This window comes from Bradyrhizobium sp. 191, assembly GCF_023100985.1.
In the GTDB taxonomy this organism is placed as follows: domain Bacteria; phylum Pseudomonadota; class Alphaproteobacteria; order Rhizobiales; family Xanthobacteraceae; genus Bradyrhizobium; species Bradyrhizobium diversitatis.
Window position 1 is genome coordinate 6,969,759 of sequence record NZ_CP064692.1, and the last position, 16,057, is coordinate 6,985,815.

The 16,057-nt window shown below is 65.0% G+C and carries 14 protein-coding genes and 1 pseudogene; 11 read left to right on the plus strand and 4 right to left on the minus strand.

The annotated features are described in order from the left end of the window. Positions 1–12: 12 nt before the first annotated feature. On the minus strand, positions 13–1,272 hold the full coding sequence (locus IVB23_RS32660) for an MFS transporter (RefSeq protein ID WP_247801296.1): 1,260 nt from the start codon (positions 1,270–1,272) through the stop codon (positions 13–15). A gap of 88 nt (positions 1,273–1,360) precedes the next feature. Then, the gene (locus IVB23_RS32665; protein ID WP_247801297.1) at positions 1,361–2,713 is read right to left on the minus strand and encodes a nucleotide disphospho-sugar-binding domain-containing protein; all 1,353 of its coding nucleotides are present in this window, start codon (positions 2,711–2,713) and stop codon (positions 1,361–1,363) included. Positions 2,714–3,009: 296 nt separating this feature from the next. Between IVB23_RS32665 and IVB23_RS32670 the strand changes: the two genes are divergently transcribed. The 3 genes and pseudogenes from IVB23_RS32670 to IVB23_RS32680 form a co-directional block, all read left to right on the plus strand. Next, entirely contained in the window at positions 3,010–3,630 is a 621-nt protein-coding gene (locus tag IVB23_RS32670) for a DUF1127 domain-containing protein (protein ID WP_247801298.1), read from the plus strand. A 166-nt stretch (positions 3,631–3,796) separates the two neighbouring features. Continuing rightward, positions 3,797–5,035 (plus strand): cytochrome P450, encoded by a 1,239-nt coding sequence (locus IVB23_RS32675; protein ID WP_247801299.1) that lies wholly within the window; start codon positions 3,797–3,799, stop codon positions 5,033–5,035. 281 nt (positions 5,036–5,316) lie between these two features. Then, a pseudogene (locus IVB23_RS32680) lies at positions 5,317–5,637 on the plus strand (BamA/TamA family outer membrane protein); the annotation flags it as partial. A gap of 160 nt (positions 5,638–5,797) precedes the next feature. Here the strand turns inward: IVB23_RS32680 and IVB23_RS32685 are convergent. After that, a complete protein-coding gene (locus IVB23_RS32685) occupies positions 5,798–6,736 on the minus strand; it encodes a LysR family transcriptional regulator (RefSeq protein WP_061883533.1) in 939 nt (312 codons plus the stop codon). A gap of 210 nt (positions 6,737–6,946) precedes the next feature. Here IVB23_RS32685 and IVB23_RS32690 point away from each other — a divergent pair, with 210 nt between their 5' ends. From IVB23_RS32690 to modD, 8 genes are all read left to right on the plus strand, one after another. Further along, positions 6,947–8,026: an ABC transporter ATP-binding protein gene (locus IVB23_RS32690; protein ID WP_247801300.1), complete on the plus strand. Its 1,080-nt coding sequence runs from the start codon at positions 6,947–6,949 to the stop codon at positions 8,024–8,026. A 34-nt stretch (positions 8,027–8,060) separates the two neighbouring features. Then, a complete protein-coding gene (locus IVB23_RS32695) occupies positions 8,061–8,777 on the plus strand; it encodes an HAD family hydrolase (protein ID WP_061883531.1) in 717 nt (238 codons plus the stop codon). Positions 8,778–8,793: 16 nt separating this feature from the next. After that, positions 8,794–10,101 (plus strand): FAD-binding oxidoreductase, encoded by a 1,308-nt coding sequence (locus IVB23_RS32700; RefSeq protein ID WP_061883651.1) that lies wholly within the window; start codon positions 8,794–8,796, stop codon positions 10,099–10,101. A gap of 28 nt (positions 10,102–10,129) precedes the next feature. Beyond that, positions 10,130–11,179, plus strand: a complete 1,050-nt coding sequence (locus tag IVB23_RS32705; protein WP_247801301.1) for an ABC transporter substrate-binding protein — start codon at positions 10,130–10,132, stop codon at positions 11,177–11,179. A gap of 148 nt (positions 11,180–11,327) precedes the next feature. Further along, on the plus strand, positions 11,328–12,140 hold the full coding sequence (locus IVB23_RS32710) for an ABC transporter permease (RefSeq protein WP_247805003.1): 813 nt from the start codon (positions 11,328–11,330) through the stop codon (positions 12,138–12,140). Further along, on the plus strand, positions 12,137–12,922 hold the full coding sequence (locus IVB23_RS32715) for an ABC transporter permease (RefSeq protein WP_247801302.1): 786 nt from the start codon (positions 12,137–12,139) through the stop codon (positions 12,920–12,922). The genes IVB23_RS32710 and IVB23_RS32715 overlap by 4 nt, the downstream gene beginning before the upstream one ends. 425 nt (positions 12,923–13,347) lie before the next feature. Next, positions 13,348–13,647 (plus strand): hypothetical protein, encoded by a 300-nt coding sequence (locus IVB23_RS32720; RefSeq protein ID WP_247801303.1) that lies wholly within the window; start codon positions 13,348–13,350, stop codon positions 13,645–13,647. A gap of 252 nt (positions 13,648–13,899) precedes the next feature. Beyond that, positions 13,900–14,817 carry a ModD protein gene (gene modD, locus IVB23_RS32725; protein WP_247801304.1) on the plus strand — a complete coding sequence of 306 codons (918 nt, stop codon included), beginning with the start codon at positions 13,900–13,902 and terminating at the stop codon, positions 14,815–14,817. Between the two features lie 30 nt (positions 14,818–14,847). Here modD and IVB23_RS32730 read toward each other — a convergent pair whose 3' ends face one another. Beyond that, on the minus strand, positions 14,848–15,759 hold the full coding sequence (locus IVB23_RS32730) for a DMT family transporter (protein ID WP_247801305.1): 912 nt from the start codon (positions 15,757–15,759) through the stop codon (positions 14,848–14,850). Between the last annotated feature and the right edge of the window lie 298 nt (positions 15,760–16,057).

The following is a 16,057-nucleotide window of genomic DNA, read 5'->3' on the forward strand; positions in this document are numbered from 1 at the left end:
GCCGCCAGATGATCAGCTTGCGGTCGATTTCGGCATCGAGCCGGCGCGCATCAGCCGCTCGATCGTCTGAGATTGCAGACGACGGTCGGCGGGACGCGCGACCAGGAAATACAGGACGAGCGCGAGGAGCGCAGACGCAGCCATGACGACCGTCGTCGAGAGCGCCGTCCGGCCGTCGAAGCAAGCGGCCACCAGTCCGCTCGATATGGCACCGGCGATTAGCTGGATGCTTCCGGCAGCAGCGCTGACGGCGCCGGCGATGTCGGGAAAGTGCTGCATCGTCGCGCTCACCACGTTCGGCACGCTGAGTCCGAAGCCGAGCGCCACCGCCATGAGGAGCGCGGCGACAGGCACCGTGGGCATCCAGCCGGTCAATGTCATCGCGAGCAGGACAACGCTGGCCGCCGCCGACAGCGTCAGCCCGGTGGCGAGCATGCATGCCGAAGATATCCCGCGCCGGCCGAGCTGTCCGTCGAGGAAGGCGCCGCCCATCACGGACGCCGAGCAGGCGCTGAAGATCAGGCCGAACTGCTCGGGCGAGAGCCCGACGGCCCCGACGAAGAAGAGCGAGGCGCCGGTGACGTAGGCAAACACCATCGCGCCGCCTGCTGCACCGACCAGGATGTAGGGAAGCGAAACGGGATGCGTCAGGACGCGGCGATAGCTGTGAATCACGGCTGCGGGCACCAGGCGGGCGGATGGAGCGATGGTCGCACTTTCGGCGAAGCGAAACATCACGACCACCAGCAGCGCCAGACCCATCGCGGCCTGGGTCGCATAGATCGATTGCCAGCCGGCAGCGGCCAGCAGGGCAGCCCCCGCGGTGGGCGCGATCACGGTGGCAACGTTGACTGCGACCATGACGTTGGCGATCCCGCCTCGTGCCGCGGTACCGTCGAAGAGGTCGCGTATGATGGCAAAGGTGGTGGCGGTTGCGGCGGCGCCGATACCTTGAATGAAACGGCACACCAGCAGAGCCGGCAGCGAGGAAGCAAGCGCGCAGCCGAAACTGGCGGCGACGAACAGCGCGAGGCCGAATGCCAGGATCGGCTTGCGGCCAAGGCGGTCGGAGGCGGGTCCATAGATCAGCGGCGCTGTTGCGAGGCTGAGCATGAAGGCACTCGTCGTCAACCCGACGTCCGACGCGCTCACGCCAAATGTGGAGCCGGTGGCCGCCAGTGCGGGCAGATTGATGTCGATACCGGAATATGGCACGGCCGCCAGCAGCCCGAGCAGCACCATGAAGGCGAAGGATTCAGGATTGATGCGCATGAACGAACATCCGATGGCTTCCGACAGACATTGATGGAACGACGGAGGACGGTCGCACCGCCCTCCATGGCTCAGTTCGGCAATCGGATCATCCGCGCCGCCCGGCGCGCCGACCCCGACTTGGCATGGTCGCGCGGAGGCGCGACAGCTTGGTTTCGTCGGCAACGAGTTCGCCGATGATCCGGAGAATCTTCTTCCGTGTATCGATCCCTGCGAACTCGTCCGCGATCTGTAACGCGCGCAATCGATAGCGCGACTGGTCGAGCACCGTCCGCACCGCCTCGCGCAAGGCTTCTGGCGTCGGCTCATTGGTCGCGAGGTCGATGCCGACGCCGGACCACGCGACCCGTGCGTTGACGTCGGCCTTGTCTTCGGTCAGTCCCGCGGTAACCAGGGGGATGCCGAAGCTCATGGCCTGGTTGACGCTGCCATAGCCGCCGTTGGTGACGAGCACGTCGACCTTCGGCAGCAGCCATTCGAACGGCAAATAGCTGGCGACGCGGGCGTTCGACGGCACCTTGCCGGGAATGGCGTCGACTGGACGGCCGCCTGCCGTCGCGATCACCAGGATGTCGGGCTCGTTGGCGAGCGCCGCCAGCGTCGGGGCGACCAGCAGATTGAGGTTGTGATTGGCCACCGTGCCCTGCGTCGCGAGCACGACCTTGTGCGAGCCGTCGAGGTCCTCGGCCCAGGGCGGCAGCGAGACCTGGTTGGCAATGATCGGAGGCGTGCCGACGAAATTCACCGAAGACGGCATGTCGCGCGGAAATTCGAAACTCGGCACCGACAGTTGCAGATAAGAATCTGCGAGAGCGACCACGGAATGGAATAGCGGCATCGCTACCGGACCGACCCCGAGGCCCTTCAAGGCGCGGTTCAGGCGCAGCAATACCGGCTGATCGACCGTCGCGTCATAGTCCCGCGTCAGGGCCGCATATCGATCGCGGTCCTCGTCGGTCCTTGCCGGCGGCAAGCCGAGAAAATTGGGTGCGCCGTCCTCGCGCGCCCAATGCAGGATCGAGGTGCCGCAGAGCGCGACGGGAGGCCGATGCGATCGCGGTCCGAGCAGGATCGGCAGGATGCCGAAGAACATGTCGTCAGCGACAATGATGTCCGCCGGAAATTGCCGCAACGCCTCCAGCAGCCCCTGGTGCTGGGCCGGAATGGCGTCGACGAAGATGCGCTCGCAAACAACACGAAGCCACTCCAGCCCCGGGGGAATGATCTTAAGCTCGGGGACCAACGAGAAGACGTCGTTCGGATCGAAGTCCGCGCCCTCGGGAAGAGGAAAGAACCTGATGCCGTTGGCTTCGACGCGGGCACGAAAGGCGGTACCTGTCACAAGGGCAATCTCGTGGCCTTCGGCAGCCAGGATCTGCGTGATCGCCAGCAGTGGATTGAGATGGCCCGTCGCAGGCGTCGAAGCGATAAGAATCTTCATGGGAGATGACCTCTTGATGGATCGGTGCACGGCCGCAACAGGGCGGCCGAGCGATTGCGCAGAGCGAGTTGACGGGATCGCCGTTACACCAATGCTTCCGCCGGCCATCGAATGGTTACAGCGGAAACGCAACGTGGCGTGACCAAGGCTGGCGTCGCCGCGTCTTCCGGCACCGTGGATCCGTGCTGAACGCGGTCGGCGGATTGCAACCGTAGCCTTTTTGCCGATGACGGTGATCTCGGTGTAACGGCCGGCCTGCACATAGGCTCCCACGAACAATGCGTGGGAGATCTACGATGAAGTCGCATTCTCGCAGTATGGTCCGGCTTGCCCGCCCGGTTGACGGGGAGCTCGATGGTCAAGATCTGGCCGCATGGCCCGATGACCGCGGTACGGCCGGTCTCGGTGCTGGCCGTAACGGGAGGCAGGACCTCGCGGACACTGGTTCGCATCCGGCGCCGGCTGGAGCCGCGCCGGACCGGGACGTCGGCATGTTGTGGTCGGTGATCTTTTCCTTCATGGAAGGGTTTGCGCTCTACGGTGCAGCGTTGCATCCGGCCGCGGCCATGCCGGCTCACACGATACTGGTGGCACGAAAAGACTGGCTGACGGACCGGGAGACCGGTGAACCGGCAGAGCCGATGCGCAGCGGCGGTCGCGATGGCGCCGAGCGCAACGGCAGCGCCGTCAAATGCGGCGGCGTGCCGCCGCGCGCCGCGCAACCCGCGCGACGTTGGAATTGGCTGCGTTCGGCCGGTGAGATGCTGACTGTCTTGCGATTGCATTTTCGCCGAGAGCGGGAGATCAGAAGGGCTGTTGCTGCTCTGATGGAACTCGACGACCGGACGTTGCGCGATCTTGGAATCCACGGCCGTTCGGAGATCGAGTGGGCGGTGCGGGGCTTCCATGATTGCTGAGGCGGGCGATCTTGCCATCGCCGGACTGAGCCTGGGCCGCGCCGCGCTGACAGGCGACCGCGCGGCCGCCCGTTACGATTGCAACGAATTTCGACTGTCCGGCAATCGAGACGTAACGCGCCAGGCCTAGGGAGGAGAAATCGCAGTCAAGGACAAGAGAATCCCAATGGCAGAAGTTGTCGGCGCCGACGATCGGGCAGCTCTCGCCGCTGTTGAGGACCTGCCGGTTCTCAGTGCGGCAGACCTCGACGCGGATCCTCACGGAATGTTCCGCAAGTATCGTGCCGCCTATCCCTTTGTCAGGCATGAGACGGGAGGTTACCTCGTGCTCCGCCATGCCGACATTGAGCGGCTCGGCAGTGATCTCCGTATAGCCGCATCCGAAACCGCCCACCCGGAATTGTTCGGTGTCACGGAGGGAGCGCTGTTTGACCTCTTCGCGCACGGAATGCTCACCGCGAACGGTGCCGTGCACCGCCGCCGGCGCTCACCGTTCTCCAGAAGCTTTGCGGCCCGTATGATGGCCGATCTGCGGCCGCACATACGACGCTCCGCGGAGCAGCTGATTGAGAGCTGGTATGCCGATGGTCAGGTCGAATTCGTCGGTCGGTTCGCAGCTCAGCTTCCCGCCCAGGTCATTGGCGATCTTCTCGGCCTGCCGCGAGCCGATATCCCTTCCTTTACAGAACTCGTCTACGCGGTGACTCGATTCCTCAGCGCCAGCATATTGCCGGACGAAATCCCCGAATCGGAGGTGGCCTGCCAACAGTTGCGCGCCTACGTGGAGAAGACGATCGAAGACCGGCGACGCGCCCCTCGGGACGATTTCCTCTCGGATTTCCTTGGGAAGGCCGACGCAGCAGGTGAGTTGTCACCTCTCGAGATCATATTCCAGATCGTGCAGTTGATCGTCGGCGGCACCGACACGACTCGCGTCGCCATCGTCATGCAATTGGCGCTTCTGCTCCAGCACCGGGAGCAATGGGAGGCGGTATGCCGCGATCCCTCGTTGATTCCAGGCGCGGTTGCGGAGGCGATGCGATTCGAGCCGAGCGTGGCATCGTTCATCAGGGTGACGGCCGAAGACATCGAGGTTGGCGGCGCTGTGCTCCCGGCCCGGCAACTCGTCATCTTGTCGACCATGTCCGCCGCGCGTGACGAAGGGGCTTATGAACGGCCCGACGTATTCGACATCCGTCGAACCGACCAACCACGGTTGCTGCCCGCTTTCGGGGCCGGTGCCCATCGTTGTATCGGTGAAGCGCTGGCGCGGATCGAACTCGAGGAGAGCCTGGCGGCGCTCGCGGCCCGCATTCCTCAGCTCAGATTGGATGAAGCGCCGGCGATCAAGGGGCACAGCGGCATCCGTCGCCTCGACACCATGCGAATATCCTGGCGGCCGTGACACCGGACGAGGCCACGCACGGCGAACGGCCTGCCTCCCGGAAGCACGGGAATCCAAAACCAGTGCTGAGAGCTCTCTGATGCGGCGCGACAGATGAGGGCGGTCGGCCCGCGCTCGTCCACGCCGTGGAGGGCAGGGGCAAGTCAAGTGATGAATGTCTACAGGAGTAAGGGCCTGGCACCGCCCGCCCTTGCTTCCGCTTCTACCTCAAGAACGGCTTCGCCGACGTCCAGGTCGTCGCCGCGCTCACTGAATACGATCTCGATAAAAAGGGCTTTCGCGCATCGATGGAGTTGCAGATGCCGTTCTGGTTCCTGCCCAAGGAAGTCGGCCTGAAGGGCGCGGTCTACGCCGATGCGGGATCGCTCTGGGGCTACCAGGGGCCGACCTCATGGTCGGCCACGGACGAAGTCAACACCAAGGCCTGCCCAACCTGCGGACTGCAATACGACGACGGCAACCTTGTGCGGTCGTCCGTCGGCGTCGGCCTGATCTGGGCCTCGCCGTTCGGGCCACTGCGCTTCGACTACGCCGTGCCGCTGACGAAGGGCAAATACGACACGGTTCAGGAGTTCAGGTTTGGGGGTGGCACCTCGTTCTAGTTGGACGCTGTGGCCTTGCCGTGTGGGGCGCCGGATGATCGCGATCGGCGGCGCCGGAGCACCGGCAGGCACTCCTGGCGCAGCCTCATACCGCGCTGGCGGCCCTTAGTTCATCATCGCAGGCGCTGGACGAGCGGCAATACGATCCGCGCGAATCGTATCAATAGCACGCAGCCATCGCACCAAGCTTCGGATAAAGCCGATCGATCGCGGCGATCTCGCTTTTCATCTGCGCGGTGATCCAGTCGCGGATCTCGGCGGCGATCGGGCGCATCGGCCGGTTGCGCGGCGGCAAGAATTCGCAGATGCGGCGCGTGGTGGTGAGCGTGTCGGAGGCCGGCACCAGCGCGCCGGTGAGCAGCCAATGCGAGGTGACCGTCAGCCAGCCAAGCGCAATGCCCTGGCCAAGCAGCGCAGCCTGCACCACGACGGCATAGTCGGTGAAGCTCAGCGCTTTGGCCGCGCCGCGGCGCCCGGTGAGCAGCGAGGCGTAATCCGCGGCCCAGTCGCCCGGCGTCTCGGCGAGTCGAATGATGGTGTTGCCTTCCGTTGGATCGGTCTCGCCGAGATAACCGGGGCTGCACATGGGCAGCATGACTTCCTTCATCACCAAGGTGCCGCCGGATGACGGCTCGTCGCGATCGCGGAAGCGCATGCCGAGATCGACGTTCTCCACCGGTCCGCGTAGCGCACCAGAGATGAGCTGGAAGCGCAGATCGACTTGCGGAAACTGCTTCTGCAGCTTGTCGATGCGCGGCATCAGCCAGTGGGTGGTGAAGGCGGAAGAGACCGACAGCGTCACCGTCTCGGTGCCCTTGCGGCGCCGCTCGATCTCGACGAGCCCGCTCTCGATGCTGCGAAAGCCCTCGAGCACGCGGCGATAGAGCAGCTCGCCTTCCTCGGTGAGCACCGCGCGGCCCGCTGTGCGGTCGAACAGGCGCACGCCGAGATGCTCCTCGAGCTGACCGAGCATGCGGCTCACCGCCGGTTGCGTGACGTTCAATTCGGCGGCCGCCGCGGTGAAGCTGCCATTGCGCGCCGCTGCGTCGAAGACGAACAGGGCGTTACTGGACGGCAGCATCCGGCGCAACTCAGGCATAACGTCATGTTATGAGGCCCGTAATAATTTGGCAATTGCCGGGTTTTGCCAAGTCTGTTGTCATTGGTATCACAGCCTAAAGACAGGGCTTGCGAGAGAAGGTTAGGTGCACCGCACGCTTCAGCCGTGAGTGCTCAGAATCCCTGTCTATAAAGCAGGCTTATGGCGCGCAGTGAGGCACGCCATTGCAGGGATGGGTGAGGTCGGTCGTTGGACAAGCGAGCGGAAAGCGTCGAGATCAGGTCCGCGAGCAAGGCGTATGGCGCCGTTCGCGCCCTGGACGACGTGTCCCTCGATGTCGGCGCCGGCGAGTTCGTCTCGCTGCTCGGTCCCTCAGGTTCCGGCAAGACCACGCTGCTCGGCATTCTCGGCGGCTTCATCCTGCCATCGTCGGGCTCGATCCATTTCGGCGGCCGCGACGTCACCTATATGCCGCCGCACAAGCGCGACATCGGGGTCGTGTTCCAGAATTACGCGCTGTTCCCGCATATGAGCGTCGGCGAGAACGTCGCCTTTCCGTTGCGCGCGCGGCGGCTGCCCAAAGCGACCTGGCCGGAGAAGGTGCGTGCGTCGCTCGCGATGGTGGGGCTCACCGGCTATGAGGAGCGCGGCATCGCGCAGCTCTCGGGTGGCCAGCGCCAGCGCGTGGCCCTGGCCCGCGCGATGATCTTCGAGCCGCGCCTGATCCTGATGGACGAGCCGCTCTCCGCGCTCGACAAGCAACTGCGCGAATCCATGCAGATCGAGTTGCGGGCGCTGCACAAGCGCATCGGTGCCACCATCATCTATGTCACGCATGACCAGCGCGAGGCGCTGACCATGAGCGACCGCGTCGCCGTGATGAAGGACGGCCGGCTGATCCAGATCGACACACCCGAGCGGCTGCACGACCATCCCGCCGATTCCTTCGTGGCCAGCTTCATCGGCGAGGCGACCATGCTCTCGGTCCGCCGCGTCGACGCCTCCAGCGTCGCACTCGGCAATGTGCTGCTGCGCAGTGCGCGCGCCCTTCCCGATGGCGACGCCCTGATGCTGGCGGTGCACAGCGAAAAGCTGCTGATCGACGACGGCGCGCAGGATCCCGTGTGCAACCGGCTGACCGGGACGGTCACCGACATCGTCTATCAGGGCGAGAGCCTGCGCATCTTCCTGGCGCTGGAAGGCGGCATCGAGCTCAGCCTGCGCCAGCCGGCCTATCACCAGGCCTACGGCCGGATTCCGCCGCTCGGCGGCGGCCTCACCGTCACCCTCCACCCCGAAGACACCATCGTGGTGCCCCGGGTGGACTGAACCCACGTCCGTTCAACCGAGAGAAGAAACGACCATGTCCAGCCCAGCCGCATTCAGCCATTTCAAGGTCCTCACCTTCGACGTCGTCGGCACCTTGATCGATTTCGAGAGTGGCGTCCTTGCCGCGGTGCGCCGGATTTCGGGCAAGACCCCGGCCGAGCTCAGCGATGACCGGATCTTCGAGCCCTACAAGCGCGGCCGCGACAGGCACTATGGGCGCTCGAGCGAGGCGATGTTCCACGTCTATCGCCATCTCGCCCAGGAGCTGGGTCTGCCGGCCGATGATGCCGCCTGCGATGCATTCCAGCTCTCGGTGCTGCGCTGGGGCCCCTTCGCCGATTCCGTCGAGGCCCTGAAGCGCCTGCGCACCAGATTCCGCCTGGTCGCGATGACCAACGCCGACCGCGTCGCGCTGTCCGCCTACGCCCATGCACTCGGCGATCCCTTCGACGACACCGTATGCGCCGACGATACCGGCGTCGCCAAGCCGAACCCCGAGTTCTTCGCCTACAACAAGGGGCGGCAGTCCGCCTTCGGCTACAAGCAGTCCGACATATTGCACGTCGCGCAGAGCCAGTATCACGACATCGGAATCGCCCGGAAGCTCGGCTACAAGGTGTGCTGGATCGAGCGCCGCCAGGGCATCGCCGGGTTCGGCGGCACGCCGGCTGTGGAGACGTTGACCCGGCCGGACTTCCATTTCCCGACCTTGAAAGCGCTGGCCGATGCGGCCATCGGGCCGACGGCGTAAGGACGTGAGCGTGGGCATGACAGGGGAGTGGAACGCGCTGCCATCGGCCAACTCGCTGTGGGCTGCCACGGCGGAGCCGGCGCGCGACTTTCCGGTGCTCGCGGGCGAGCATCAGGCGGACGTGGTGATCATCGGTGCGGGCTACACCGGCCTGTCCGCTGCGCACCACGTCGCCCAAAGCGGCCTGTCACCGGTCGTGCTGGAAGCCAACCGTCCCGGCTGGGGCGCAAGCGGGCGCAATGGCGGGGTGATCACCGCCAAATTCCGGCTATCGTTCCGGCAGATCGATGCCGTGCATGGCCGCGGCATGGCGCGGCGCATGTACGAGATTGCACATGAATCGACCGACATCGTCGAGGAGCTCGTCTCCGAATTCGGCATCACCAGCGCGAACCTGACGCGCACCGGCCAGGTCAAGGCCGCGCACAACGAGACGACGCTGCGGGCCGCGATCGACGAGGCCAACTGGATGACGCGCGAGATGGGCTCGGCCGAGGTCCGCATCCTCGACAGGGGCGGCGTGCGCGAGGAGACCGGCTCCGACGTGTTCGTCGGCGGGGTGCTCAACCCAGGCTCGGGCGGCATTCATCCGCTGAACTATCTGCGCGGCCTCGCCGACGGCCTGGCGCGCAGGGGCGCTCCGATCTTCCAGGAATCGCCGGTGATGAAGCTCCGGCGGGATACCGACGGCATTGTCGCCGAGACGCCGCGAGGCGTCGTGCGGGCCAGGCAGGCGATCATCGCCACCAACAGCTATTCCGACCTTACCGGTGCGACGGCGCAGCTGCAGCGCACGCTGATCCCGTTCCGCAGCGCCATCATCGCAACCGACAAGTTGCCGCGCAACCTCGCCGGAAAGTTGATGCCGACGGGCCGCACCTACACCGAGACCAAGCGCATGATGCGCTGGTTCCGCATGGTCGACAACCGCGTGATCTTCGGCGGCCGCGGCGCCTTCGGCAAGCAGGACTCGCAAGCTGCATTCGACGCGCTGCGCAAGGCGATGGTCGGCATCTTCCCCGATCTCGCCGACGTTCCGCTCGCCTACACATGGTCCGGACTCGTCGGCATGACGCTGGATTCGGTGCCGCATATCGGCCGGCTCGACGACCGCACGCTGTTCTCGGTCGGCTACAACGGCGCCGGCGTCGCGATGTCGAGCCTGATGGGCCGCTATCTCGCCGCCCTCGTGCGCGGCGAGACGCCCGAGCTGGCGCTGCTCGATGCGCGGCGCATGAAAGCGATCCCGTTCTATCCGCTGCGCGAGCCGGCCGTCCGCATGGTCGCCGGCTGGTATCAGTTTCTCGACGCGATCGGTCAGTGACATTGTTTTGGCGATGGAGGAGGCGAGGATGACGACGACACGGACTTTTGGACTGGGCTGTGCCGTAGCGGGCGCAATTGCCCTCGGCGGCCCGGCGGCGGATGCCGCCGAGCAGATCACCTTCGTCTCGCAGGGCGGCGCCTATCAGCAGGCGCAGACGGTGGCGATCCTCGATCCCTCCGCCAAGAAGCTCGGCATCACCATCAACCAGGATTCCATTCCCGATGCCTGGCCTGCGATCAAGACCCAGGTCGGCAGCGGCAAGCCGATCTGGGACGTGGTCGACACGCCAACCGGCTATTGCTTGCGCGGTGGCGAGCAGGGGCTGATCGAGAAGCTCGACTTCTCGAGGATCCCGAACGCGGCGGCGATGCCGGAGGCCTATCGTAGCCCCTATTCGATCTCCTACGAGTTCTATTCGAGCGTGCTGGCCTACAGCCAGAAGACCTTCCCGAAGGACGCGCCGAACAGCTGGGCCGATTTCTGGGACGTCAAGAAATTCCCAGGCCGCCGGGCGCTGCGCAACCACCCGATCGCCACGCTCGAGGCGGCGCTGATGGCCGACGGCGTCGCGCCGGACAAGCTCTATCCGCTCGACGTCGACCGTGCCTTCAAGAAGCTGGAGGAGATCAAGCCGCACATCACGGTGTGGTGGACCTCGGGCGCGCAGTCGGCGCAGCTGCTCAACGACGGCGAGGTCGATATCGAGATGGCTTGGAACGGCCGCGTCAGCGCGCTCGCCAAGGAAGGCGCCAAGGTCGCCTTCACCTACAACCAAGGCATTTTGCAGAGCACCTCGCTCTGCCTCCTCAAGGGCGCACCGAACCTCGACACGGCCGTGAAGTTCCTCAACGAGGCCGTCGATCCCGTGCACCAGGCCAATCTGCCGCTCCACATCGACTACGGCCCGGGCAATCCCAAGGCATTCGAGACCGGCGTGATCAAGCCGGAGCGCGCCGCACAATTGCCGAGCGAGCCGGCGAATGCAGCCAGGCAGGCGCTGATGTCCTACGCCTGGTGGTCCTCGCCGGCCGGTGAAGCCGCCGAGAAGCGCTGGGCGTCGTTCCTGCAGAAGTAGGTCGAGCGAAGAAATGAGCCGTAGGAGCAGCGGCACCTTTGCCTCTCCCGCCTGTGGGAGAGGTGCAGCAACCGAGAGCAGCGAGGCCGCGTTGAAGAGATCAGTGCCCGATCCATCGGAGCAGCATCGGCGCCGCGAGAACGGGCTGATGCTGGCGCTGGTGTCGCCGGCGCTGCTCGTGATCCTGCTCCTGATCGTGCTGCCGGTCGGCTGGCTGGCCTGGCAATCGGTCTATCAGGACGGCTTCACGCTGGAACATTACCGCCGCGTCCTCACCGAGGCCATCTACTGGCGCAGCTTCGCGCTGACCTTCGAGATCAGTCTCGCGGTAACCGTCATCGCGCTGCTGCTCGGCTATCCCGTGGCGTATCTCGCCAACTCCGTGCCGAAGGGATGGAGCATCCTGATCCTGTCGCTGGTCGTGCTGCCGTTCTGGACCAGCGTGCTGGTCCGCGCCTATGCGTGGCTGGCACTGCTGCAGCGGTCCGGCGTGATCAACCAGTTTCTGCGCTATCTCGACGTCATCAGCGAACCGCTCGCGCTGGTCCACAACACGTTCGGCACGGTCGTCGCAACCGTGCACATCCTGCTGCCGTTCATGGTGCTGCCGCTCTATGCGATTATGCAGAAGATCCCCGGCGATCTGATGCAGGCCGGCGCCAGCCTCGGTGCGAGCCCGACGCTGACCTTCGTGCGGGTCTTCCTGCCGCTGTCGCTGCCGGGTGTACTCGCGGGCTGCACCATGGTGTTCGTGCTCTGCCTCGGCTTCTACATCACGCCGGAGCTGCTCGGCGGCGGCCGCACGGTGATGGTGTCGATGCTGGTCAGCCGAAATGTCGAGCTCTACAACCAGTTCGGCGCTGCAAGCGCCGTGGCCGTGGTGCTGCTTCTGGGCGTGCTCTTGATTTTCGCCGCCGTCAGCCGCTTCGTCGCGCTCGATCGCATCCTGGGGCAGAAATGACGCGCCTCTCGCCCGCACGGATTGCGCTCTATGTGGTCAGCACCCTGGTGCTGGTCTATCTGATCCTGCCGGTCCTGATCATCGCGCCGATCTCGTTCTCCAGCGCGCGGTTCCTGACCTTCCCGCCACCCTCGTTCTCGCTGCGCTGGTATCAGCAATATTTCGCCAATCCCGCCTGGATGCAGGCAACGCGGGTGACGCTCACGCTCGCGCTTCTGACGGTGCTGATTGCAACGCCGCTCGGCGTCGCCGCCGCCTATGCCATCAGCCAATCGAAGCTGCGCATCATGCGCATCATCCATCTGGCGCTGCTGCTGCCGCTGGTGGTGCCGATCATCATCATCGCGGTCGGGATCTTCTTCGTCTACGCCAGGGTCGGCCTCGTGGCGACCATGCCGGGCCTGGTGCTGGCGAACGTGATGCTGGGCCTGCCCTACGTCGTCATCTCGGTCCTGGCTGGCCTGCAGAGCTTCGATCCGGCGCAGGAGATGGTGGCGCGCAGCCTCGGCATGAACCGGCTGCGCAGCTTCTTCGCGGTGACCTTGCCGCAGATCAAGTCCAGCGTGATCGCCGGCGGCGTCTTCGCCTTCATCTCGGCGATGGACGAGACCATCGTCGCCTTGTTCATCTCCGGTGGCCAGTACCAGCCGCTGACCAAGCGCATGTTCACCGCGCTGCGCGACGAGATCGACCCGACCATCGCAGCGATCTCGACGCTGATGACGGCGGCGTCCTTCATGCTGGTGCTGCTGGCGAGCGCGCGGCAGCGGAGGAATTCTTAAGGCGCCCGGCGTTCGGGGGGCGCAGCGATTGATCGCGGCGATGGAAACAGCATCCTGCTACTGAACGAGATCGGCCCCACCCAATTGATGGAGCGCGCAGCGCCGCAATCTCTGGGCACACGCCGGCGTTGATCTGGATCAACGCAAGCTCTTGACAGGCGTGGCTTCCTTGCGAACGGACGTTTTACCGAACATGCCGGAGAACCTTGCATGTACCAGGTTGCGTCGCGCGTCTTTGCTCTTGCTGCCACTGGATTCGCGACCCAGGTCACGGCGATCGCCAAGCCCGCACCGCCGCGGCATATTCCGCTGCAAGAGACAATCGTGCTGCGACAGGACCTATTCGATCGTGCCGATCCGAACAGTATGTTCGACTGGCCGAGCCCGCCCGCGCAGCCAGGGCGGCATTGGGAGCGGAGACAGACATGAATGCGACCATATTTTCGCTTGCGCTGCTGGCGAGTTCCTCGTTGTTAGAGGTCTCGGACAAAGTTCCGGAGCTGAAAGTCGAAGCGCTGTGCAAGGCGACGTCCGAGACGGACAAGGCGATGGCATTGGCACTGCCGCAGAGCTTTTCCGACTGCATGCGCGACGAGACCACGGCGCAGCAGCAGCTCGGCGAGATCTGGGCAGCGACGAAGCTCGCCGTCCGCGACCTACGGCGATGTTGGTCTGCGCGGCCTGCGCCGATGCGCATGCGAGCAGCAATCCTGCGGCAATGGTGATCGAGCGAAGCAGCTTCATGGTGAACTCCAGCGGACGGTAATTGCTTTCGCGCCGCCCGATTGCTGCGATGCGCCGCCTGGAAGGCTCCCAGCAATCGGCATGCCGAATGAGCGGCCGAGTCTGGTGTGCGCCTTGCAGGAACGGCGCCAAAAGCGGCGGCTTCCCGTCGCTTGCGGCGGCGGGCCTGATGATCCGTGTCGGATTTCCGACAATGTCGTCGGCAAGCCGACACCAGTGAAGGGACGCACGACATGGCAACCGTTGCATCGCGCGCCGAACTCGAACGCCTGCTGGAGGACGATGTCCCCTATGGCGATCTCACCACCGAGGCGCTCGGGATCGGCGGGGCCGTCGGCGTGATGCAGTTCGCGGCGCGCGCGCCGATGGTGCTGGCGCTCGCCGAGGAAGCCGCCGCGATCATCACGCTCGCCGGCTGCGAGGTGGAACTGTTCTGCGCATCCGGCGCGGCGCTGGAGCAGGGCGCGCCGATCCTTCAGGCGCGCGGTCCGGCCGCGGGCCTGCTGCGGAGCTGGAAGGTGGCGCAGACCCTGATCGAGATCTGGTCGGGCGTGGCCAGCGAGACCCGCGCCATCGTCGATGCGGCGAGGGCGGTCGCGCCTCGTATCCCGGTCGCCTGCACGCGCAAGAACGTGCCGGGCACCAAGCGCTTTGCGGTGGCGGCCGTGAAGGCGGGCGGCGCCGTGATGCACCGGCTCGGCCTGTCCGAGACCGTGCTGGTGTTTCCCGAGCACCGCGTCTTTCTCGGCGACCTGCCGCTGTTTCAAGCCGTCGAGCGATTGCGCCGGGCGGCGCCGGAGAAGAAGCTCGTGATCGAGGTGAAGACCGCCGATGCCGCACTTGCCGCGGCGGTCGCCGGTTTCGACGTGATTCAAGCCGAGAAGTTCTCGCCCGCCGAGATAGCCGCGCTGGTCAAGCGCATGGCATCCCTGGCCTATACACGCGCTCGTCCGCTCATCGCCGCGGCCGGTGGCGTCAATGCGGCAAATGCCGCGGCCTATGCGGAAGCTGGCGCCGATGTCCTGGTCACGTCCTCGCCCTATCTGGCGAAGCCGAGAGACGTGCAGGTGCAGATTGCGTCAGCCGACGACGGCACACGCAGTGCGCGGCTTAATCTCAGGAAGGATGCAGCCGTTCCGGCATCGACGTAGCAGGAGCCGCCTCTCTCCAAGTCGCCACCGCTATTTGGACAGGCTCCTGGTTTCGGGTTGGCCTCCTCCGAGGAGCAGAACGAGCCCGGCAGTGACAATCGCGATGCCGATCCACTCGATGGTTGTTGGAATCTCCGAAAGTATCGGAATCGCCAACAGCGTCGCACTTGCCGGTACCGCCGCAGCCAGACCGGCCGAGGGCGTCGGCCCGAGTATCCTCGCGGAAATCGAGAACAGGATGACCGCCAAAAAACCGGGCCCCAGGCCCTGGAAGGCAGCCTGAAGCAGTACCGTCGACCACGGCGCATCGTGGATGGTGGAGGGAAGAAAGAGAAACCAGACCGGCAGGAAAAGCAGCGCGTTCGGCACACTGACCAAAACCAGCGCCTGACGCGCCTCGACCTGCCAGTGCCTCACGCCCATGAAGTAGATCGAGAGCACAGCTGACGCCGCGAGGAAGAACGCAATGGCCGATGCCACACTATTGCCGCCGGCGCGCATGCCCGGAACGCCGATGAGCACAGCGCCGACGAGCAGGACGAGAACTGCAATGAGTTGCCGCAATGACGGCACGCGCCGTACGAAAAGCAAACCCAGCAGAATGGTGAAGATCGGCAACGAACCGTTGGCGAATGCTCCCCCGTATGCTGCCGACGAACCCTTCAACCCGAAGTACATCAAGATATTGTACAGCGCGCCGGGGCCAAAAATCGACATCGACAGGATTGCGTGCAGCGGCAGGTGGCGCGGCCACCAGGCCTTGGCGAACGGAAGAACCAGGGCGCCGGAGACCATGAACCGGAGCGCCGTCAAATCGAAGGGTGTCAGGCCGGATTGCATGCCGGCCCTCGAGAAGACGAGAAAGCCAGACCAGATGCAGAATACACCGGCTGCGCTCAGGAGTCCGAGAATCCGCTCGTTCGTTTGGGCTGCTGGAGTCAAGCCGGTGTCCGATTGCTTGAGATATCTTCACGCACCTAAAGCACCTGTGAGTTTCAAATGCTCTCCGCAACATGGTTCTCAAAGGTGACGCCATGGTGAGCGGCCATTCGCGAGAATTAGAACGGTGCGTTGAACTCTAATCGGGGCGAGCCGCGAAAGGCGAGGAATTTGCGCCTCGATAAAGAGGTCAGCGGCCTGGTTTTCCGCGCCCTGGCACGAGATTGTGTGCGGGCGATGAAGCAAGCCAGTGGTCGGAACCAACCTCTGTAAATGGACCGTCCAGCTACTTCGCCCTCGC